Source organism: Delftia sp. RIT313 (assembly GCF_000632165.1).
GTDB lineage: Bacteria > Pseudomonadota > Gammaproteobacteria > Burkholderiales > Burkholderiaceae_C > Comamonas > Comamonas acidovorans.
The window spans coordinates 209,435-229,094 of the sequence record NZ_JFYT01000046.1; the positions used below are offsets into that span (position 1 = coordinate 209,435).

The following is a 19,660-nucleotide window of genomic DNA, read 5'->3' on the forward strand; positions in this document are numbered from 1 at the left end:
CCCTCTGGGGGAAGGCGCGAAGCGACTCAGGGGGAGGGCTTATCCTCTGCGGGCTTGTCCACTGCGGTGCCGGGTTCGGCTTCTTCTTCCGGCGCCTTGGAGACGCGGCTGAACCAGCCGGCGCCCAGGATGCCTATTTCGTAAAGAATGCACATCGGAATGGCCAGGGCCAGTTGGGAGATCACGTCGGGCGGCGTGACCACGGCGGCGATGATGAAGGCCACCACGATGAAGTAGCCGCGGAAGGACTTGAGCTTGGCGATGTCCACCAGGCCGAAGCGCACCAGCAGCATGACCACGATGGGCACCTGGAAGGCCAGGCCAAAGGCTAGGTACAGCGACAGGATGGCCTCTACATACGAGGCGATGTCCGGCGTGGCCGCCACGCTGTCCGGGGTGAAGCCCTGGATGAAGGCGAACATCTTGTCGAGCACGAAGAACTGCACGAAGGCGATGCCGATATAGGCCAGTAGGCTGCCGAAGATGATCAGCGGCAGCGCAAAGCGCTTTTCATGGCTGTACAGGCCGGGCGCCACGAAGGCCCACATCTGGTACATGATCCAGGGCAGCACGGCCAGCACGCCCACCATCATCAGCACCTTGAGCGGTACGAAGAAGGGCGTGAACACGCCCACCGCGATGAGCTTGGCATCGGGCGGCATGTGGGCCTTGATCGGGTGGGCGATGAAGTCGATCAGCCCGTTGGGGCCGGGCCACACGGCCAGCACGGCGATCGCCAGACCGATGCCGTAGATGCAATAGAGCAGGCGGTCGCGCAGCTCCATCAGGTGCTGGACGAAAGGCTGCTCGGTGCCTGCCAGCTCGTCGTCTTTAGGTGGAATGTCGGACATGGTGCGAAACCGCGGCGGGCCGCAAGGGCATCCACGGACCTGGGGTGAAAAGCAGAAAGCCCGACGGATCGGGCAGGATTCGGCAATGGCGGGTGCCCGGGTGGCAGAGGCTGGGCTGGTTGCCTCGTGGCCCGCGGCGCGCCGGCATCTTCAGCGGGACTTCTGGGGGCGAAAGCGCGCCACGCGCGCCGCGCCCGACTGCGCCTTGGTGCGCACGCCGGCGCGGGCCTTGTACCACTGGGGCACGGCGGCACGCTTGAGGCGCCAGTTCTTGCCCGGGTGGCGGTAGGCCGGCGCCACGGCGCTGTACGTATCGCTGTCGGAGCCGTAGGAAGAGGAGTCGTACGAGGAAGACGTGCCGTTGAGCGATGCCGTGGACTCGTTCCAGTCCTTCTCGAAGTTGGCGGCCGAAGTGTGGATGGATTGCTCGACGTCTCGCGCCGCACCCTCCACGGTGTCCTTCATCTTGCGCAACTCGTCGAGTTCCATCGAACGGTTGACCTCGGCCTTCACATCGGAGACATAGCGCTGGGCCTTGCCCAGCAGGGTGCCGACGGTACGCGCCACGCGCGGCAGCTTCTCGGGACCGATGACCACGAGGGCCACGGCACCGATGAGCGCCATCTTGGAAAGGCCAATATCAAACATGGAAGCTTGGCGTGCGGGCCATCAGCTCTTTTGCTTGGCTTCGACGTCGATGGTGGTCTTGTCGGCAGCCGTCTGGCCGGCGACCTGGCCGGGAGCGGCTGCGGGAGTGTCGGTGGAGGTCGAGCCGTCCTTCACGCCGTCCTTGAAGCCCTTGACGGCGCCGCCGAGGTCGGAACCGATGTTCTTCAACTTCTTGGTGCCGAACACCAGAACCACGATGGCCAGGACGATCAGCCAATGCCAGATGGAAAACGAGCCCATGAGAATCTCTCCTAAGAATTGCAGGTCATTTTAGACGCCGGGCCATGGCGGCAGTTCGCAAGGCCCCACAAAAGCCGTTTGGCCGACGCAAGAAACAGGGGGTGCCTCAAGCAAGAGACGGGCCACCTTGTGCCGGGCGTCAGCCGTCTGCCGCAGGCAGCATGGCCGCTGCGGCGTTTTCAGCCCTTGAGTTTCAGCCCTTGAGCCAGGGGCGGGGGCCGCCCATGACGTGGATGTGCAGGTGGTGGACTTCCTGGCCGCCTTCGGTGCCCGTGTTGACCACCAGGCGAAAGCCGCCGTCGGGATACGGGTTGCAGCCTTGCTCGGCGGCCAGGCGGGGCGCCAGCGCCATCAGGCGGCCCAGCAGCGGGGCGTCCTCGGCCTGGACCTGGGCCATGGAGGGGATGTGCTTCTTGGGCACCATCAGGAAGTGGATGGGCGCGCCGGGATGGATGTCGTGGAAGGCGAAGACGTCCTCGTCCTCATAGACCTTGCGGGAAGGGATCTCGCCCTTGGTGATGCGGCAAAACAGGCAGTTCGGGTCGTGGTCGTGCATGGCGCTACAGGAATCCTGGGAAGCTGGCGGTAGGTTGGAAATCAGGCCGGATTGTCGTTGATGCGCAGCGTCTGGCGCACGCCGACGTCGCTGCGGTGCTGCTGGAGCCACTGCTGGCCCTGCTCGCGTCCGAGCTCGAACAGCTCGCGCACGAAGCGCATGTCGGAGCGCGTCTTGGTCGAGGCGCCATAGCCCTTGAGCACGGAGCCGCCGTCCACGCGGTGCAGCAGCACCTTTTTGTAGCGTGTCGGGTCCAGCTTGCCCTGCTCGAGCAGGCGCTTGACGAACTCAATGGCGCGCAACTCGGCCAGCAGGCCGGCGTTGAAGGTGACCTCGTTCATGCGGTCCATGATGTCGGCCGCCGTGTTGGGCAGATCGGTGTGCTCGATGGGGTTGATCTGCACCAGCAGGATGTCGCTGGACGCAGTGCCGTAGATCAGCGGATACAGCGCCGGGTTGCCCGAAAAGCCGCCATCCCAGTACGGCTCGCCATCGATTTCCACGGCCTTGAACAGCTGCGGCAGGCAGGCCGAGGCCATGACCGCGTCGGCACTGAGTTTTCTGCCCGAAAAGATGCAGCCTCGGCCCGTGCGCACATTGGTGGCGCAGACAAAGACCTTGGGCACCACGCCTTCCACGGGAGGATGCGTCAGCGCCTCGAAATCCACGACCCGTTCGAGCAGCTTGCGCAGCGGGTTGATGTCCAGCGGGTTGGTCTGGTAGGGCGAGAAGAACTGGTTGAGCACGCCCATGAAGGGGCTGCCCGGCAGGGGCGCGCCCCACATCAGGCTGCCCATCGTGCCCACGCCTTCCCAGAGCTCGGTCAGCGTGGCGCGGGCCAGCTCGGCCCCCAGCGCCTGGGCGGCCGCCGGATCGCTTTCCTGGCGTGCAGCCTTGGCAAAGCCCTGGGCCAGCGCCACTGCATTCATGGCGCCGGCGCTGGTGCCGCTGATGCCGTCGAAGACAAGGCTGCCGTCTTCCAGCAGCGCATCGAGCACGCCCCAGGTCAAGGCGCCGTGCGAGCCCCCGCCCTGCAGGGCGAGGTTGATCTTGCAGGTCGGGGTCGGAGTCATGGCGGTGTGCCCGGGACCTTCAGCGGTCCACGGCCTGGTTGCGGTTCATGGCGACCATGCCGCGCACGATGCGGTAGAGGAACCAGATGGAGATGACGGTCCAGGCGATCCAGCCGGGCACGAAAAACAGCAGCCACAGCGGCGCCGTGACCAGGTACAGGATGCCGGCCCAGATCACGCTGCGGATGCGCCACGAGAAGTGGTTGGCCATCCAGCTGCCTTCGGCGTCGCCGCGCTTGACCAGATCGATGATCAGGGCGATCACCAGCAGCGCAATGCTGGGCTGTGCGCCCGGCACGACGGCGGCCACGGCCACCACCAGGTGCAGCAGGTAGCTGACCCAGCCCCAGGCCTTGAGGCCTTCGATGCGGGACTGGTCCAGGGCACGGACTTCGATGTAATCGTCATTCATGGCAGCGGTCCTTTCTCGTTCACATCACGTTCCTGGGCCTTGCGCAGCGCCTTTTCCTCGATGCCGCTGGTGCCTTCGCGGCGCTCCAGCTCGGCAACGACCTGGGCGGGCGTCAGGCCATAGTGGGCCAGGGCGATCATGCTATGGAACCACAGATCGGCCACTTCGTAGAGGATTTTGCCGGCGTCTCCGCCATGGTCTGCGTCCTTGGCGGCCATGACCACTTCGGTGGCCTCTTCGCCGATCTTCTTCAGAAAGGCATCCGGGCCCTTGTGCAGCAGGCGGGCGACGTAGCTCTTGTCGGGGTCGCCGCCGTTGGCGGGCTTGCGGCTTTCGATGACGGCGGCCAGGCGCGCCAGGGCGTCCAGCGAGGAAGTGCTTGCGGTGTCGTTCATGTTCGTGGAATTCATTTGTAGATCGATTCGGGGTCTTTCAAGACCGGATCGACGGCCTGCCACTGGCCGTTCTGCAGCACGCTGTAGAAGCAGCTGTGGCGCCCCGTGTGGCAGGCAATGCCGGGCTCGTGGCCGGTCTGGGTGATCTTGAGCAGGACCACGTCGTTGTCGCAGTCGATGCGCACCTCGTGCACGGTCTGCACGTGGCCCGATTCCTCGCCCTTGAACCACAGCTTGTTGCGCGAGCGGCTGAAGTAGACGGCGCGGCCGAGCTCGGCCGTCTTGGCCAGGGCCTCGCGGTTCATCCAGGCGAACATCATCACGTCGCCCGTGTCCTTTTCCTGCGCAATCACGGGCACCAGGCCCTGCGCATCCCATTTGACTTGATCTAGCCAGTTCATTGCCTGCATTGTGAATATCCTGGGTGGGCATCCCTGTGACAGGATTGTCAGGAATTGCCTGGATTGAAAATACACCCCCTGAGTCGCTTCGCGCCTTCCCCCTCTCTCGCTGCGCGGGAGGGAGACGACAGCCTTGCTGCGGGGCGGCCCTTGCTCGCTGTCCCTGGTCCCTTGGGCCGCGCCGGTTTCATGGGTTGTGGGTGGCGCGAGCGCCATGGAAAACTGAAATGAAGGAGTCCGCCGACGCGCCGTATCAGAGGCGCACGGGCACGCCGCGCTCGGCCATGCGCCGCTTGGCCTGGCCCACGGTGAATTCACCGTAGTGGAAGATGCTGGCGGCCAGCACAGCGTCGGCGCCGCCCAGCGTCACGCCATCGGCCAGGTCGTCCAGCGAGCCCACGCCGCCCGAGGCGATCACGGGCACGGGCACGGCGTCGCTGACGGCCCGCGTGAGCTTCAGGTCGAACCCGGACTTGGTGCCGTCGCGGTCCATGCTGGTCAGCAGGATCTCGCCCGCGCCGCGGCGCGCCATTTCGGCGGCCCACTGCACGGCGTCCAGGCCGGTGTTCTTGCGTCCGCCGTGGCTGTACACGTCCCAGCCGGGGCCGGCAGCGCGGCCATCGGCGCCGATGCGCTGCTCGTCCTCGGCGGTGCGCCGCTTGGCATCGATGGCCACGACGATGCATTGCGCGCCGTACTTGTCCGAGGCCGCATTGATCACATCGGGATTGGCGATGGCGGCCGAGTTGAAGCTGGTCTTGTCGGCGCCCGCGTTGAGCAGGCGGCGCACGTCCTCGACGGTGCGCACACCGCCGCCCACGGTCAGGGGAATGAAGACCTGGCTGGCCACGGATTCGATGATGGGCAGGATCAGGTCGCGCCCGTCGCTGGTGGCCGTGATGTCCAGGAAGGTCAGCTCGTCCGCGCCCTGGGCGTTGTAGCGCGCGGCGATCTCCACCGGGTCGCCCGCATCGCGCAGTTCCACGAAGTTCACGCCTTTGACGACGCGCCCTCCCGTGACGTCAAGACAGGGGATGATGCGTTTGGCAAGCATGGGCAGACTCGTGGCTAGGGCGTGAAACAAGGGCGAAAAGATACCACGCCCTCGGCGCCCGCAGGCGCTGCGGGGTTCAGCGCTTGAGGCCTGCGGCCTGGCTTTGCCAGCGCCATGCGTCTTCGCACATGCGATCGATATCCAGCGCAGCCTTCCAGCCCAGCAGGCGCTCGGCCTCGGCGGGGTCGGCCCAGCACTGGGCCACGTCGCCGGGACGGCGCGCCACGATCTGGTAGGGCACGGGGCGGCCGCTGGCGCGCTCGAAGGCCTTGACCATCTCCAGCACCGAGACTGGGCGCCCCGTGCCCAGGTTCACGGTCAGCAGGCCCTGCTGCTCGCGCAGATAGCGCAGCGCCGCCAGGTGGCCGCGCGCCAGGTCGGTGACGTGGATGTAGTCGCGCACGCCCGTGCCGTCCGGCGTCGCATAGTCATCGCCATAGACACTGAGCTGCTGGCGCTGGCCGATGGCGACCTGCGACACATAGGGCATGAGGTTGTTGGGGATGTCGCGCGGGTCCTCGCCGATCAGGCCGCTTTCATGGGCGCCCACGGGGTTGAAGTAGCGCAGCCGTGCCAGGCTCCACTGGCCGGGCTCGGCGCGGTCCAGGTCGGCCAGCATTTCCTCGATCCACAGCTTGCTGCGGCCGTAGGGGTTGGTGGCGGACAGCGGAAAGTCTTCGCGGATCGGCAGGCTGGCCGGATCGCCGTAGACCGTGGCCGAGGAGGAGAACACCAGGCTGCGCACGCCCGCCGTCCGCATGGCCTGCAGCAGGGCCACCGTGCCGCCCACGTTGTGTTCGTAGTAGCGCAGCGGCTGGGCCACGGACTCGCCCACGGCCTTGAGCGCGGCGAAGTGGATCACCTCGCGGATGGAGTGCTCGGCAAACAGCCGCTCCAGCGCGGCGCGGTCGCGCACGTCGCCCTCGACGCACAGCGGGCGCCGGCCCGTGATGCGTTCCATGCGTTCGAGCACATCGGGGCTGCTGTTGCTGAAGTTGTCGTAGATCAGGTAGGGCTCGCCCGCAGCGGCGAGTTCCACGCAGGTATGCGAGCCGATGAAGCCGGCGCCGCCTGTGACCAGAATCATGAATACCTTTCATTGGTGATTTTTCTGCCTGCCTAGTATCGCCATAACCCAGCTTCCCCCGTGCTTCAAGGGCGCCGAGCACAAAAGTAGGGAGAAGACACGTTTGCAGACAAAAACCGGTATGCTCGCGCCCGCATTTCGTCGGACTGACGATAGCTTTTATCAAATCGACTAGAAATTTGATGTACAAAAACTATGAATTGACCGTGCGTGGCCACACCCCGAGGAGAAGGCCGTGAACGCTTTCCTGCGAACCTGCCTGTTTTGCTGGGGGGTGCTGTGCGGCTGGGCGGTGCAGGCCGCCGAGCCTGCGGTTGCCGTCTATTACGGGAACAAGGCCTCGCTCAGTGAACTGAGCCTCTACGACATCGCTGTCGTGGAGCCGGGCCACGGCTACGACCCCGTTCAATTCCGCAAGCAGGCTCCGGGCAGCGAACTCTACGCATATGCCTCCGTGGCCGAGGTGCTGCCCGAGCGCGCCTACTTCAGCAAGATTCCCGAGGCCTGGAAGATGGCGCGCAACGGCGCCTGGCAGTCCATCGTCCTGGACCAGACGCCTGCGCAGTGGCCCGCCTTCTTTGCCGACGAGGTGATCGCGCCGCTGTGGAAGCAGGGTTTTCGGGGCTTCTTCCTGGACACGCTGGACTCCTACCGCCTGGCCGCGAATTTCGACGAAAAGGCCCAGCAGGACGGCCTGGTGCGCGTCATCGAGACGCTGCACCAGCGCTATCCCGGCATCCGCCTGATCCTGAACCGGGGTTTCGAGATCGTGCCGCGCGTGAGGGACAAGGTACAGATGGTGGCGGCGGAGTCGCTGTTGCGGGGCTGGGATGCCAGCCTCAAGCGCTATGTGAACGTGCCCGAGAAAGACCGCGAATGGCTGCTGCAGCAACTGCAGACCATCCGTGAGCGTGACCGCCTGCCGGTGCTGTCCATCGACTACGTGGCTCCGCACGACCGCGATGCCACGCGCGAGACGGCCCGCCGCATTGCGCAGCTGGGCGTCATTCCGTGGGTTTCCGATGCCGGGCTGCAGACCCTGGGCATAGGCCAGGTGGAGGCAGTGGCGCGCAGGGTGTTGATTCTCTACAACGGTGCCGACTATCCGTCCATCAACGGCGCATCGGCGCACCGCTTTCTGGAAATGCCCATCAACTACATGGGCTATGTCGCCGACTACGCCGATGTGCGCGAGCCCCTGCCCGAAGGCGTGGCGCGCGACCGCTATGCCGGCGTGGTGAGCTGGTTCGGCGGCGCGGTGCCCGAGATGCGGGCCAAAAGCGTGCGGCAGTGGCTGGCCAACCAGGTGCAGCAGGGCATGCCGCTGCTGGTGCTCAATACGCTGGGCCTGTCCCAGGACCGCACCATGTCGGCCGCCCTGGGCACGCGCAGCACGGAAGCGGCACCCGTGTTCCCGCTGCGGCGCGCCGAGCAGGCGCCGCTCATGGGTTTCGAGATACAGCCGGCCGAGCCAGCGCACGATTACGAAGGCTGGGAGTTCACTCCACAGATGGCCAGGGGCAGCCGTGAGCTGCTGTCCTTCGATGACAAGCGGGGGCGCCGCTTCGTCTCTGCCGCCATCACGCCCTGGGGCGGCTTTGCGCTCATGCCCTATGTGGTGGTGAGCATGCCGGGCACCGACCAGTCGCGCTGGGTGATCGATCCCTTCGCGCTGCTGCGCGAGGCGCTGCGCCTGAAGGATTTCCCCGCGCCCGATGTCTCCACGGAGAACGGCCGCCGCCTGTTGCTGGCCCATGTGGATGGTGACGGCTTTCCCTCCAAGGCCGAGCTGCCGGGAACGCCCTTCGCGGGCGAAGTGCTGCGCCGCGAGATCCTGGAGCGCTACAAGATCCCGCACACCATCTCGGTCATCGAGGCCGAGGTCTCGCCGCAGGGCCTGTATCCGCAGTGGGCCGAGCAGCTGGAGGGCATTGCCAAGCGCATCTTCGCCATGCCCCATGTCGAGATCGCCAGCCATTCCTACTCGCACCCCTTCTTCTGGGAGCCCGGGGCAGCGCCCGACGGGGATGACAGCAAGGAGGTGAATCTCAACCTCCACATCCCCGGCTACCAGATGGACATGAACCGGGAGATCAATGGCTCGGTCGACTACATCCGCAAGCGCCTGGCGCCGCCCGGCAAGCCGGTGGACGTGTTCCTGTGGACCGGCAACACGGCGCCCAGCGCCGAGGCCCTGGCCATCTCCGACGCGGCGGGACTGCTCAACATGAATGGCGGCGACACGGCCATCACGCGCAGCAATCCCTCGCTCACCGAGGTGCGCAGCTGGGGTCTGCGCAAGGGCGGCCACCTGCAGATCTATGCGCCTGTCACCAACGAGAACATCTACACCAACCTCTGGCACGGGCCGTTCTACGGCTTCGAGCGCGTCATCGAGACCTTCGAGATGACCGAGGCTCCCCGGCGCCTGAAGGCCGTGGACATCTACTACCACTCCTACTCCGCCAGCAAGCAGGCCAGCATCAAAGCGCTGCACAGGATCTACCAGTGGGCGCTGGCGCAGCGGCTGAACCCGGTCTACAGCTCCGAGTACATCCGCAAGGTGCAGGATTTCTACGAATTCGCCATCGGCCGCGACGCGCAGGGCTGGCGCCTGCGGGGTCCGGGCCAGCTGCGCACGCTGCGCATGCCGCCCGGCATGGCCCTGCCTTCCATGGCTGCCAGCAGCGGCATTGCCGGCTATGCCAAGGGGGCAGACGGCAGCTACCTGCATCTGGCCGGCAGCGCCGGATACCTGGTGCAACAGACGCAACAGGACGCCGCAGGCGCGGCCGCCCACGCGGCGCGCCCCTATCTGGTGGATGCCAATGCCCGGCTCACGCAATGGCAGCCCCAGGCCGACGGCGGCGTGCGCTTCGCCCTGCAGGGCCATGTGCCGCTGGAGCTGCGCATGTACCTGCCTGCCGGCTGTTCGCTGAGTTCTGCGAACGCCGCCACGCCCCTCCTTGCCGTGGCGGGTGCCGATACCGGCAACGCCAACCTCCGTTCCTTCAGAAGTACCCAAAACAGTGTCGAACTCCAAGCGCAATGCCGGGGGCTCTGAGCGCCCCATCACGGTTCCCTTCTGGCTGATCGCGCTGCTGGCGGTACTGATCGGTGGCGCCCTGTGGATGCTGTTTCCCAAGCAGGATCTGGAGCGCCGGCTCTCCGTTACCGGAGATGACTCCGAGCTGTCCTACAACTACCTGAGCAACCTGCTCAAGAGCGATCCCGGCAACGAGAACCTGCGCGCCCTGCTCAAGGCCAAGGAAGAGCGCCTGCAGGCCATCAAGCTGGCGCGGGAAGAGGCGGCCAAGCAGGCACTGCCCAGCGCAGCCGTCCAGGCCTGGGACCACTGGCAGGCCGCCTACCAGGGCTATCTGGAGGCGCAAAAGCAGGACCACCGCGCGGGCGGCCAGGCCGAGGCGCTGGCGCCGCAGGTGATGCAGGCGTTGAAGGACGTGCCGCTGCAGGGGCTGACCCAGGAGCAGGCGCTGTACCTGGCCTCGTCGGCGCTGGTGCTCAAGGACGCACCGCTGGCCCTGGACATCTACGACGACGTGGCAGGTCGCCAGGCCGATCCCGCGCGCAAGGCGCAGGTCTATGAATCCGCAGCGCGGCAGGCGCTGGGCATGTCCCTGTACGAGGAATCGGCCCGGCTGCTGCGCCAGGCCAGCGCCACGACCGAAGACGTCCAGCAGTCGCGCGCCTACCTCTGGCAGGCCCTGCAGGTGCTGCAGTCAGGCAACCGTGCCAACGAAGCGCTGGCGCTGGCGCGCCAGCAGGAAGAGCTGCTGGGCAGCGACCCCGAGACGCTGCGAAAGCTCATCGGCCTGGCGCGTGCGGCCGGCAACCGGGCCGAGGCCGAGCGCTATGCCAAGCGGCTGCTGCAGCTGTCCCTGCTGCAGCAGTGGCAGACGCAGGTGGCCGGGGCTTCGGGCGCCGCTCCGGACCCGGTTGCCGACGACGGCGCCTGGGCGCTGCAGCCCGTGGGCTGGACCGCGCCAGGCTGGCGCATGCTGCGCACCGCCGATCCCGTGCGCAAGCCGCCGCCGGGCCTGCCCTTTGACGACAAGACCTACCTGCTGGGCTACGAGGTATTCCTCGAAAACCGCAACCTGGAAGATGCCTGGCGCGTGGCCACGGCTGCCGTGCGCCAGGCGCCGCAGGACATGGCCTGGCGCGAACGCCTGGCCCAGGTGTCCGAATGGATGGGACAGCAGCAGCAGGCCCTGGACAGCTGGCTGGTCATTGCGCAGAACACGGGGCGCGAGGATGCCTGGAAGACGGTGATGCGCCTGGCGCCGGGCCTGTTCGACGACCGCGCCCTGATTGCCGGCCTGCGCCACCAGTTGAGCCGCCGTCCCCAGGATGCCGCGCTGCAGCAGGCGCTGGTCCAGGCCTACGAGCGCCAGGCCGAGCCAGGCGAGGCCATCGACTATCTGCAAAAGCACGGCAGCACGCCGCAGTCGCAGATTCTGCTGGCCCAGCTGGCCGAGCGCGCAGGCCGTTCGCCGCTGGCGCTGCAGGCATGGAAACGCGTGCTCAGCGATCCCGAGCAGCGCACGCCGGCCCATGCCATGCCCGCTGCTGTGCTCGCGCTGCTGCAGGGCGAGCCGGCCCTGGGCCTGCGCTGGCTGGAGGATGCGCAGACGCGCATTCCCGCCGGCATGCAGGACGAGGGCGAGTACTGGCGCCTGCTGGGCGATCTGGCCCAGGACCAGCGCCAGGAAGCACTGACGCTGAAGGCCTACCGCCGCCTGCTGCAGACGCCGCACGCCGGCATCAGCGACTACGACGAGGTGATACGCCTGCTGCAGCGCGCCGACCGGCGCGAGGCGGCCCGGATGTCCCTGCACGCCTGGGAGCAGTTCCATGACGTGCGCCATCTGACGCAGGCCTTCTACCTGCTGGAGGACCTGGAGGACTGGACCCAGATCGGCAGCCAGGTCGAACGCATCTTGGCCGACCCGGCCCTGGTCAAGCGCCTGCAGGGCCAGCCCACCTTCTTCCAGATACTGGGCGCCTACTACCAGCGCACGGCGCAATCGAAAAAGGCCATGGAGGCCTTCGAGAAGGGCCTGGCGCTGGACCCCGGCTCCACGCCGCTGCGCCAGGGCCTGATGTGGCTGCTGATCGACACGCAGAATGCGGCGGCCCTCAAGCTGCTGCTGGCGGCGGCCGAGCCTGTCTGGGCGCGCGATGCCGACATGCACGGCGCCCTGGCGGCGGCCTACATGACGCTGTCGCGTCCGGCCGTTGCGCTGGAACGCTATCTGAAGCCGCACCGCGCCGAGCATGCCGACGACTTCCTGTGGATGATGCAGTACGCCGACGCGCTGGAGCAGAACCAGCAGGCCGATCGGGCCTGGAGCCTGAGGCAGCAGCTGTGGACGCGCGAGAAGGTGCGGGCACGCGCCCAGGACGGCGCAGCGGCCCTGGCCGCCCGCAAATGGCTGACGGCCGAGGGGCTGGACGAGGTTCAGCGCCAGGCCCGCAGCCGGCTCATGCTCTTTCACACGCAGGGCGATGCCGAATTCGCCCTGATGCGCGAGCTGCTGCGCATGGACCTGGAAGGCGGGCGCCGCGAGCATTCCGCCGCTGCGGCCGAGCTGGCCATTGCCTGGCTGCAGGAGCGCGGCGAGTACCAGGCCGAGCGTGGCTACCTGTGGCAGCAGTACGCGCGCAGCCGCAGCAAGAGCACCAGCTCGCCGCTGTGGGCCGAGATCACGGTGGCCCTGGCGGAAAAGGATGTGGCCCAGGCCGGGCAGCTGCTGCAGCGCCATGACGAGGCGCTGCCGCGCTATGACCGCATCAACGCGGCGGCCATGGTCGGCGATGTGCGGCTGGCGCAGACGGCGGCCTTCGAGAACATGGCCGACCAGCCCGACGACGATCCCCTGCACCTGGCGCTGACCGAGCAGCTGCTGGCCTTCAGTGACTACGGCGGCCTGCAACTGCGCAACCGCCGCATGGACGCCATCGACGAGCAGGTCTCCCGGCTGCGCTGGCATGTGGGCCTGAACCCCCGCTGGGCGCTGGACCTGGATGCCGAGGACGTGCGCCGCACGGTCAACAAAAACACCCTGGTGCGCGGCCCCTCGCAGGAGCGGGGCATCGGCCTGCGCCTGACGCGCAAGACGCAGTCGGCCTCCAGCGAATTCATGCTGGGCCGGCGCGAAAGCCTGGAGGGCTACACGCCCATGCAGTTCACGCAGACCTACAACGTGGACAGCCGCTGGAGCCTGCAGGCATCACTGGGCCGGCACCTGGCCACGCAGGAAACGCTGGCCATGCGCATGGGCGGCATGAAGGACCGCGTGTCGCTGGGCAGCAGCTACCAGCTCTCGCGTCTGGACCAGATCACGCTGGAGCTGGCATCGGAGCGCTACCGCGTGCAAAGCGGCGCACGCGTGGGCTCCGGCAACCATGCGACGCTGCAATACCTGCACACCTACCGCAGCGAGGCGCCCACCCTGCAGTTCGGCGCCTTCACCTCCTGGCACCGCTACAGCCGCAGCGACCCGGCGCTGCTGCAGGGCCGGGATGCGGCCATCCTGGGTTACCTGCCGCCGTTCAACGATCCCACCATCGACTATCTGCTGCCGCGCAGTTTCCGCTTCTCGGGCCTGCAGATGATGTTCAACACGGGCTACGAGCAGCAGTACACGCGCGCGCTGCGGCCCTACGCCAGCCTGGCCCTGACGCACCACAGCGTCAACGGCGCGGGCTACGAGCTGGGCATGGGCCTGGCCACCAGCCTGTTCGGCGCGGACCACCTCGCGCTGGGCCTGAATCTGTCCAAGTCGGGCATCAACACCGTGGGCAATACCCGCGAGCTGTTGCTGACCTACCGCCTCCACTACTGATCCGAAGACTTCAAGGAGCCTCTCCATGACACACCGCACCACTTTCGCCTCCCGCCTTCGCGTGCTCACGGGTATTGCCCTTGTCGGCCTGCTGTCTGCCTGCTCGACCATCGACCGGGGCACGGCGCCCGCGCTGGAGACGAATGCCAGCTGGGCGGTGCTGCCCTTCGAGAACCACACCGAAACGCCCATGGCTGGCAACCGCGCCGCCGCCATTGCCACGGCGCTGATCAATGCGCGTGGCGTGGGCCAGGTCAAGCGCTACACGGGCGATGCACTGCAGGAAACCCTGTTCGACGGCCGCGAAGCCAAGCGCCGCGACGACGCCCTGGCCTGGGCGCGCGGCGAAGGCGTGCGCTATGCGCTGACGGGCGCGGTGGACGAATGGCGCTACAAGGTGGGCGTGGACGGCGAGCCGGCCGTGGGCGTGACCTTGGAGATCGTGGACGTGGGCACCGGCGCCACCGTGTGGAGCGGCGCGGGCGCGCAAAGCGGCTGGAGCCGCGAGGCCCTGGCCGCCGTGGGGCAGAAGCTGATCCGCAACCTGCTGGGCACAGGCCTGGCCAACGCCCGATAAGCGCATCCAGGGAACGACTCTTCATGCCAGACCAAGCCAGCACGCCCAAGGCGGCACCGCATTCCGCCGCACCGCGCCGCGCCGGCATTGCCGCGGAATTCAGAGGCTCGCCGCTGGGCCTGCTTGTGCAGACGAGCGCCAAGCCCTGGGTGGTGGTGGGCGAGACGCTGCTGCTGCCGGTGCTGGCCCTTTTGATCGGCATGTGGGCCAACCCGGACAATCCCCTGTGGGTGGAGTCCGAGTTCCCCTGGGCCTGGCTGGCGCCCGTGGTGGTGGCCCTGCGCTACGGGCCGGTGGCCGGCCTGTCGGCGGCCGGCGTGCTGCTGCTGGCCTGGCTGGGCGTCAACCAGCGCGATCTGTCGCTGTTCCCGGAACAGTACTTTCTGGGCGGCCTGATCCTGGTCATGGTCGTGGGCGAGATCTCCAGCCTCTGGCGCGCACGCATACGCCGCGCGCGCACGGCGCAGAACTACATGGACCAGCGCACCGAGCAGCTGATCCGCCAGCATTACCTGCTGCGCCTGTCGCATGACCGGCTGGAGCAGGAGCTCATAGGCCGCCCCGTGTCCATGCGCGATGCCATCAACGTACTCAGCGGCCTCAGTGGCGCCGAGGGCGATGCGCAAAGCCTGCTCAACCTGCTGTCGCGCTTCAGCCAGATCAGCGTGGCCAGCCTGGTGCCCGTGCGCAATGAGGTGCTGGACCCCACGCCCATTGCCCAGCTGGGGGGCGAGCGGCCCATCCATGTCCACGATCCGCTGGTGCGCCAGGCGCTGGACAGCCATGTGCTGTGCCATGTCTCGCAAAGCATGGCGGAGGGCCAGCAGACGCAGTACATCGTCGTGGCGCCCATGCTGGACCTGGAGGGCGAGATCTACGGCCTGCTGCTGGTCGAGGAAATGCCTTTCTTCGCATTGCAGGAAGAGGCGCTGCAGACCATCAACCTGCTGCTGGGCTACTACACGGACAGCGTGGCCGCCAACAGCCTGGCTGCGCCGCTGCTGCAGGCCTATCCCGATTGCCCGCCGCATTTCGCGTTCGAGCTGCAGCGCATGGAGCATGTGAACCGCAGCGCGCGCCTGAGCAGCGTGGTGGTGGCGCTGGAGCTGTCGCCCTCGGCTGTGCAGGCCCAGATGGCCCAGCAGATCATGCGGCTGGAGCGCATGCTGGACCGCTCCTGGCTGCAGGAAAGCGATGGCCGGCAGCTGCTGGCCATCTTCATGCCGTTGGGCACCAACGCCACGGCCGAGGGCTACCTGAACCGCATCGAGGGCTGGCTGGCCCAGCGCGGCGTGGCCTCGCTGGCCGATGCGGGCATCTTCCCGCGCACCATCTTGCTGGACCGCTGCTCGGCCAGCAGCGTGCTGGAGCGGCTCCATCAGATGGGGCAGGGCCATGCTTAACCTCAAGCTGGCATTGGGCGCGCTGGCCGCGGAAATCGCCTCATGGAGCAGCCTGTGGCTGCTGCGCAGCCAGTCGGACGCGGCCCTGCTGGGCTATCTCACGGCCCACGGGCTGGCCAGCGGCCTGCTGGCGCTGTGCCTGGCGCCCTTCCTGGCCACCTCGGCCAAGTCGGTGCGCCAGCGGCTGGCGTTGGTGGTGCTGATGGGTTTGTTTGCCTATGCCGTGCCGGTGGCCGGCATTTTGGGCGCCGTGGTCGCCACCATTGCGCTGCACACCCAGCGCGGCCCGCGCGGCGGCCCGCGTTTCCCGGTGATGCCCCTGCCTGATTTCGACCCGCACCAGCAGGCCAGCACCAGCCGCCGCCAGGCGGGCCTGCAGTCCTTCCTGGCCAATCCCAATGTGCCGGTCGCCTCGCGCATGCGGGCGATGGTGGCGCTGGGCAGCGTGCCGGGGCGCATTGCCTCGCCCATGCTGCGCACGGCGCTGGGCGATTCCAGCGAAGACCTGCGCCTGCTGGCCTACAGCATGCTGGACGCCAAGGAGCGCGAGATCAGCAAGACCATCCACCAGGAGCTGCAGCTGTTCGAGCATGCCCGCCAGTCCGAGGGCGATGAGCCCTACGGGCCGCGTGGCCTGCAGGCGGCGCGGGCGCTGACCGACCTCTACGCGGAGCTGGTCTACCAGGGCGTGGCGCAGGGCGATGTGCGCGACCACGCCATCAAGCAATCCCTGCACTACTGCGACCTGGTGCTCGCACAGCGGCCCGACAACGCCTTGCTGCTGCTGCGCCGTGGCCGGCTGCTGCACATGCAGGGCAGGGCGGTGGAGTCGCTGGCCTGCTATGAGCGCTCGCTGGCGCTGGGCATGGAGCCGGCACGCGTCGTGCCCTACCAGGCCGAGCTGCTGTTCGATCGGCGCGAATTCGCCAAGGCGCAGGCCCTGATGCGTTCGCTGGACTTGGAGCAAGCCCTGCCGCGCCTGAAGCCCAGCATCCGCTACTGGAGTGCCTCATGAGCCGTGCGAGCCAGTTCCCCACGGCGGCCAATGCGGACATCGCGCTGCTGCTGGAAGGCACTTTTCCCTATGTCAGCGGGGGTGTGTCCAGCTGGGTCAACCAGATCCTGCAGGCCTATCCCGAGCACCGCTTTGCCATCGTCTTCCTGGGCAGCCGGCGCGAGGACTATGGCGATTTCCGCTACGCACTGCCGCCCAACGTGGTGCACTTCGAGCAGCACTACCTGTTTGACGCGCTGCACTCCAATATCCAGCCCGCCCCTTCGCGCGGCCATCCCGAAGCCCTGGCCAAGGCCCAGGAATTCCTGGGCGCCCTGGAGGCGCATGACGGCAGTGCCGAAAGCCGGGCCAAGGTGCTGGCGGCCATGCGCTCCATTGCGCTGGAGCTGCAGCCCGGCGGCAGCCTGCCGCTGGAGGATTTCCTGCACAGCGAATTCGCCTGGGACCTGATCCGCGACAGCTACCGGCGCCACTGCACCGACCCGTCGTTCGTGGACTTCTTCTGGACCGTGCGCATCATGCTGCAGCCGCTGTGGCTGATGGCGCGCATCGCCCATGGGCTGATCCCGGTGCGCGTGCTGCATACCGTCTCGACCGGCTATGCGGGATTTCTGGGCGGCCTGCTGCACCATGCACGCGGCCTGCCGCTGGTGCTGTCCGAGCATGGCATCTACACGAAAGAGCGCCAGATCGACCTGCTGCAAAGCTCCTGGATCCGCGACAACCGCAACATCTTCCAGCGCGACCCCATGGAGGTGTCGTTCTTCCGGCAGATGTGGATACGGTTTTTCGACTGGATGGGGCGCTTTTGCTATGGCGCGGCCGATCCCATCATTGCGCTGTACGAGAACAACCGCCTGCGCCAGGTGGCCGATGGCGCGGCCGCCGAGCGCACGGTCAGCATCCCCAACGGCATCCGCATAGAACGCTTTGCGCCGCTGCGCACCCAGCGGCCCGCCGAGGTGCCGCCCGTGCTGTGCCTGATCGGTCGCGTGGTGCCCATCAAGGACATCAAGACCTTCATCCGCGCCATGCGCCGCGTGGTCAACCGGATGCCCCAGGCCCAGGCCTGGGTGGCCGGCCCCACGGCCGAGGACCCGGCCTATGCCGAGGAATGCCAGAACCTCGTGGACAGCCTGGGCCTGCAGGCCAACATCCGCTTTCTGGGCATGCAGAAGGTGGAGGAGCTGCTGCCCAAGGTGGGCGTGGTCGTGCTGTCTTCCATCAGCGAGGCGCTGCCCCTGGTGATTCTCGAAGCCCAGGCCGCAGGCGTGCCCGTGGTCAGCACCGACGTGGGCTCGTGCCGCCAGCTCATCGACGGGCTGGAGCCGCAAGACCAGGCCCTGGGCTCGTGCGGGCGCGTGGTCGGCATTGCCAACCCCGAGGCGCTGGCCGACGCCTGCCTGGAGCTGCTGAGCTCGCCCGCGCAGTGGCAGGCCGCCAGCGCGGCCGGGATTGCGCGCGTGGAGCGCTACTACTCCGACCGGCTGCTGTTCGAGCGCTACAGGCAGGTCTACGACAGGGCGCTGCAACAGTCCGAGGAAAAACACTGATGGCCGGCATTGGATTCGAACTGCGCCACCTGCTGCGCAAGAACACGCTGACCAGCGTGCTCCAGGCCTACGCCTATGCGGGCGTCATCGGCTCGGGGCCGTGGGTGTTCTCCATCATCGGCATCCTGCTGGTGGGGGTGTTCAGCGTCAGCGTGGTGGCGCCGCCGCTGCTGGTCACGCAGTTCCAGACCTCGGTGACCTATCTGGTGGCCAGCAGCCTGATCCTGACCGGGGCGGCGCAACTGGCCTTCACGCGCTTTGTGTCGGACCAACTGTTCCTCAAGAAGGACGAGAGCATCCTGCCCAACCTGCATGGCCTGCTGCTGGTGGTCGTGGCCACGGCCAGCGCGCTGGGCACGCTGGCGCTGTTCGTGGTGCTGCCGGGCCAGGGCCTGCTGTACCGCGTGCTGATGCTGGCCGGCTTCACGCTGATGTGCGTGGTCTGGGTCATGACCGTGCTGCTGTCGGGCCTCAAGCACTACCGGGCCATTGCCGGGCTGTTCGGCGCCACCTACCTGCTCATCGTGCTGCTGGCGCTGCCGCTGCGCTACTGGGGGCTGGAAGGGCTGCTGGCCAGCTTCGTGATCGGCCATGTGCTGCTGCTGGCCGGCATGTGGATGATCGTGCTGCGCAGCTTTCCGCTGCAGCAGCGCTGGATCGCCTTCGACTTCACGCAGCGCTCGCTGATCTTTCCGGCGCTGATCGGCATCGGCGTGCTCTACAACCTGGGCATCTGGATCGACAAGTTCATGTTCTGGTACTACCCGCCGACCTCGCAGCAGATCATCGGCGGACTCAGGGCCTCGCTGATCTACGACCTGCCGGTGTTCCTGTCGTACCTGTCCATCATTCCGGGCATGGCGGTCTTCCTGGTGCGCATCGAGACCGACTTCGTCGAGTACTACGACAAGTTCTTCGACGCCGTGCGCGGCGGTGGATCGCTGGAATACATCGAGTCCATGCGCAACGAGATGGTCTACGCCATCCAGGCGGGCCTGGGCGAGATCGCCAAGGTGCAGACGCTGGCCGTCCTCGTCACCCTGGTGGCCGGGCCGGCCATCCTGCAGTTGCTGGGCATCTCCCAGCTGTACCTGCCGCTGCTGCACGTGCAGGTGGTGGGCGCCGGCTTGCAGGTGGGTGTGATGGCCGTGCTCAACGTGTTCTTCTACCTGGACGAGCGGCGCATCGTGTTCATGCTCTGCCTGCTGCTGGTGGCGCTGAACATCGCCTTCACGGGCATCTCGCTGGCGCTGGGCGCCGCGTTCTATGGCTACGGCTTTTGCCTGGCCATGCTGGTGACGCTGTGCGTGGGGCTGTACCTGCTCTCGCGCGAGCTCAACCGGCTCGAATACAAGACCTTCATGCTGCAGTGACCGGCAGGCATCTCTCGCCATTTGCCGATTTGCACGGTCTTGATCCAGCGTGTTGGCGGGGGGCGCCGGTCTGCGCGACAATACGGGATTCGGCGCCGGCACCCAACCGAGACAAAGGTTCCGCCAAGGAAC

17 protein-coding genes are annotated in these 19,660 nt (G+C 67.2%); 7 read left to right on the forward strand and 10 right to left on the reverse strand.

The window, feature by feature from the left end:
- Positions 1 to 26 precede the first annotated feature (26 nt).
- From tatC to galE, 10 genes are all read right to left on the reverse strand, one after another.
- Positions 27 to 851 carry a twin-arginine translocase subunit TatC gene (gene tatC / locus BW39_RS13435; protein ID WP_013800779.1) on the reverse strand — a complete coding sequence of 275 codons (825 nt, stop codon included), beginning with the start codon at positions 849 to 851 and terminating at the stop codon, positions 27 to 29.
- Between the two features lie 150 nt (positions 852 to 1,001).
- Complete coding sequence (gene tatB / locus BW39_RS13440) at positions 1,002 to 1,499, reverse strand: Sec-independent protein translocase protein TatB (protein ID WP_012207353.1); 498 nt, start codon at positions 1,497 to 1,499, stop codon at positions 1,002 to 1,004.
- A 21-nt stretch (positions 1,500 to 1,520) separates the two neighbouring features.
- Positions 1,521 to 1,760, reverse strand: coding sequence for a Sec-independent protein translocase subunit TatA (gene tatA / locus BW39_RS13445; RefSeq protein WP_013800780.1), 240 nt, complete (start codon positions 1,758 to 1,760; stop codon positions 1,521 to 1,523).
- A 193-nt stretch (positions 1,761 to 1,953) separates the two neighbouring features.
- Positions 1,954 to 2,316 (reverse strand): histidine triad nucleotide-binding protein, encoded by a 363-nt coding sequence (locus BW39_RS13450; RefSeq protein ID WP_012207351.1) that lies wholly within the window; start codon positions 2,314 to 2,316, stop codon positions 1,954 to 1,956.
- Between the two features lie 41 nt (positions 2,317 to 2,357).
- Positions 2,358 to 3,389 (reverse strand): patatin-like phospholipase family protein, encoded by a 1,032-nt coding sequence (locus BW39_RS13455; protein ID WP_043822254.1) that lies wholly within the window; start codon positions 3,387 to 3,389, stop codon positions 2,358 to 2,360.
- Positions 3,390 to 3,408: 19 nt separating this feature from the next.
- Complete coding sequence (locus BW39_RS13460) at positions 3,409 to 3,801, reverse strand: DUF4870 family protein (RefSeq protein ID WP_013800783.1); 393 nt, start codon at positions 3,799 to 3,801, stop codon at positions 3,409 to 3,411.
- The gene (locus BW39_RS13465; protein ID WP_043822256.1) at positions 3,798 to 4,211 is read right to left on the reverse strand and encodes a phosphoribosyl-ATP diphosphatase; all 414 of its coding nucleotides are present in this window, start codon (positions 4,209 to 4,211) and stop codon (positions 3,798 to 3,800) included. The genes BW39_RS13460 and BW39_RS13465 overlap by 4 nt, the downstream gene beginning before the upstream one ends.
- Entirely contained in the window at positions 4,208 to 4,606 is a 399-nt protein-coding gene (gene hisI, locus BW39_RS13470; RefSeq protein ID WP_013800785.1) for a phosphoribosyl-AMP cyclohydrolase, read from the reverse strand. The genes BW39_RS13465 and hisI overlap by 4 nt, the downstream gene beginning before the upstream one ends.
- A 244-nt stretch (positions 4,607 to 4,850) precedes the next feature.
- Positions 4,851 to 5,651 (reverse strand): imidazole glycerol phosphate synthase subunit HisF, encoded by an 801-nt coding sequence (gene hisF, locus BW39_RS13475; protein ID WP_043822258.1) that lies wholly within the window; start codon positions 5,649 to 5,651, stop codon positions 4,851 to 4,853.
- A 76-nt stretch (positions 5,652 to 5,727) separates the two neighbouring features.
- Positions 5,728 to 6,738, reverse strand: coding sequence for a UDP-glucose 4-epimerase GalE (gene galE, locus BW39_RS13480; RefSeq protein WP_043822260.1), 1,011 nt, complete (start codon positions 6,736 to 6,738; stop codon positions 5,728 to 5,730).
- A 235-nt stretch (positions 6,739 to 6,973) separates the two neighbouring features.
- Here galE and BW39_RS13485 point away from each other — a divergent pair, with 235 nt between their 5' ends.
- Genes BW39_RS13485 through pelG form a run of 7 tightly spaced genes read left to right on the forward strand, consistent with a single transcriptional unit; the run spans position 6,974 to position 19,528 of the window.
- Complete coding sequence (locus BW39_RS13485; RefSeq protein WP_043822261.1) at positions 6,974 to 9,802, forward strand: bifunctional glycoside hydrolase 114/ polysaccharide deacetylase family protein; 2,829 nt, start codon at positions 6,974 to 6,976, stop codon at positions 9,800 to 9,802.
- Entirely contained in the window at positions 9,768 to 13,607 is a 3,840-nt protein-coding gene (locus tag BW39_RS13490; protein ID WP_043822263.1) for a tetratricopeptide repeat protein, read from the forward strand. The genes BW39_RS13485 and BW39_RS13490 overlap by 35 nt, the downstream gene beginning before the upstream one ends.
- A gap of 25 nt (positions 13,608 to 13,632) precedes the next feature.
- The gene (locus tag BW39_RS13495; protein ID WP_043822266.1) at positions 13,633 to 14,184 is read left to right on the forward strand and encodes a transporter; all 552 of its coding nucleotides are present in this window, start codon (positions 13,633 to 13,635) and stop codon (positions 14,182 to 14,184) included.
- 23 nt (positions 14,185 to 14,207) lie between these two features.
- Entirely contained in the window at positions 14,208 to 15,587 is a 1,380-nt protein-coding gene (locus BW39_RS13500; RefSeq protein ID WP_012207341.1) for a PelD GGDEF domain-containing protein, read from the forward strand.
- Positions 15,580 to 16,602 carry a hypothetical protein gene (locus BW39_RS13505; RefSeq protein ID WP_043822268.1) on the forward strand — a complete coding sequence of 341 codons (1,023 nt, stop codon included), beginning with the start codon at positions 15,580 to 15,582 and terminating at the stop codon, positions 16,600 to 16,602. The genes BW39_RS13500 and BW39_RS13505 overlap by 8 nt, the downstream gene beginning before the upstream one ends.
- Entirely contained in the window at positions 16,599 to 18,155 is a 1,557-nt protein-coding gene (pelF, locus tag BW39_RS13510; RefSeq protein WP_043822270.1) for a GT4 family glycosyltransferase PelF, read from the forward strand. The genes BW39_RS13505 and pelF overlap by 4 nt, the downstream gene beginning before the upstream one ends.
- Positions 18,155 to 19,528, forward strand: a complete 1,374-nt coding sequence (gene pelG / locus BW39_RS13515) for an exopolysaccharide Pel transporter PelG (protein ID WP_012207338.1) — start codon at positions 18,155 to 18,157, stop codon at positions 19,526 to 19,528. The genes pelF and pelG overlap by 1 nt, the downstream gene beginning before the upstream one ends.
- Positions 19,529 to 19,660 lie beyond the last annotated feature (132 nt).

Bases quoted from the DNA above. Each gene is read 5' to 3' on its own strand.
- BW39_RS13460 (WP_013800783.1), bottom strand. From the start codon at position 3,801: ATGAATGACGATTACATCGAAGTCCGTGCCCTGGACCAGTCCCGCATC.
- hisF (WP_043822258.1), bottom strand. From the start codon at position 5,651: ATGCTTGCCAAACGCATCATCCCCTGTCTTGACGTCACGGGAGGGCGC.
- BW39_RS13495 (WP_043822266.1), top strand. From the start codon at position 13,633: ATGACACACCGCACCACTTTCGCCTCCCGCCTTCGCGTGCTCACGGGT.
- tatA (WP_013800780.1), bottom strand. From the start codon at position 1,760: ATGGGCTCGTTTTCCATCTGGCATTGGCTGATCGTCCTGGCCATCGTG.
- BW39_RS13455 (WP_043822254.1), bottom strand. From the start codon at position 3,389: ATGACTCCGACCCCGACCTGCAAGATCAACCTCGCCCTGCAGGGCGGG.
- BW39_RS13500 (WP_012207341.1), top strand. From the start codon at position 14,208: ATGCCAGACCAAGCCAGCACGCCCAAGGCGGCACCGCATTCCGCCGCA.
- tatB (WP_012207353.1), bottom strand. From the start codon at position 1,499: ATGTTTGATATTGGCCTTTCCAAGATGGCGCTCATCGGTGCCGTGGCC.
- pelF (WP_043822270.1), top strand. From the start codon at position 16,599: ATGAGCCGTGCGAGCCAGTTCCCCACGGCGGCCAATGCGGACATCGCG.
- pelG (WP_012207338.1), top strand. From the start codon at position 18,155: ATGGCCGGCATTGGATTCGAACTGCGCCACCTGCTGCGCAAGAACACG.
- galE (WP_043822260.1), bottom strand. From the start codon at position 6,738: ATGATTCTGGTCACAGGCGGCGCCGGCTTCATCGGCTCGCATACCTGC.
- hisI (WP_013800785.1), bottom strand. From the start codon at position 4,606: ATGCAGGCAATGAACTGGCTAGATCAAGTCAAATGGGATGCGCAGGGC.
- BW39_RS13505 (WP_043822268.1), top strand. From the start codon at position 15,580: ATGCTTAACCTCAAGCTGGCATTGGGCGCGCTGGCCGCGGAAATCGCC.
- tatC (WP_013800779.1), bottom strand. From the start codon at position 851: ATGTCCGACATTCCACCTAAAGACGACGAGCTGGCAGGCACCGAGCAG.
- BW39_RS13450 (WP_012207351.1), bottom strand. From the start codon at position 2,316: ATGCACGACCACGACCCGAACTGCCTGTTTTGCCGCATCACCAAGGGC.
- BW39_RS13465 (WP_043822256.1), bottom strand. From the start codon at position 4,211: ATGAATTCCACGAACATGAACGACACCGCAAGCACTTCCTCGCTGGAC.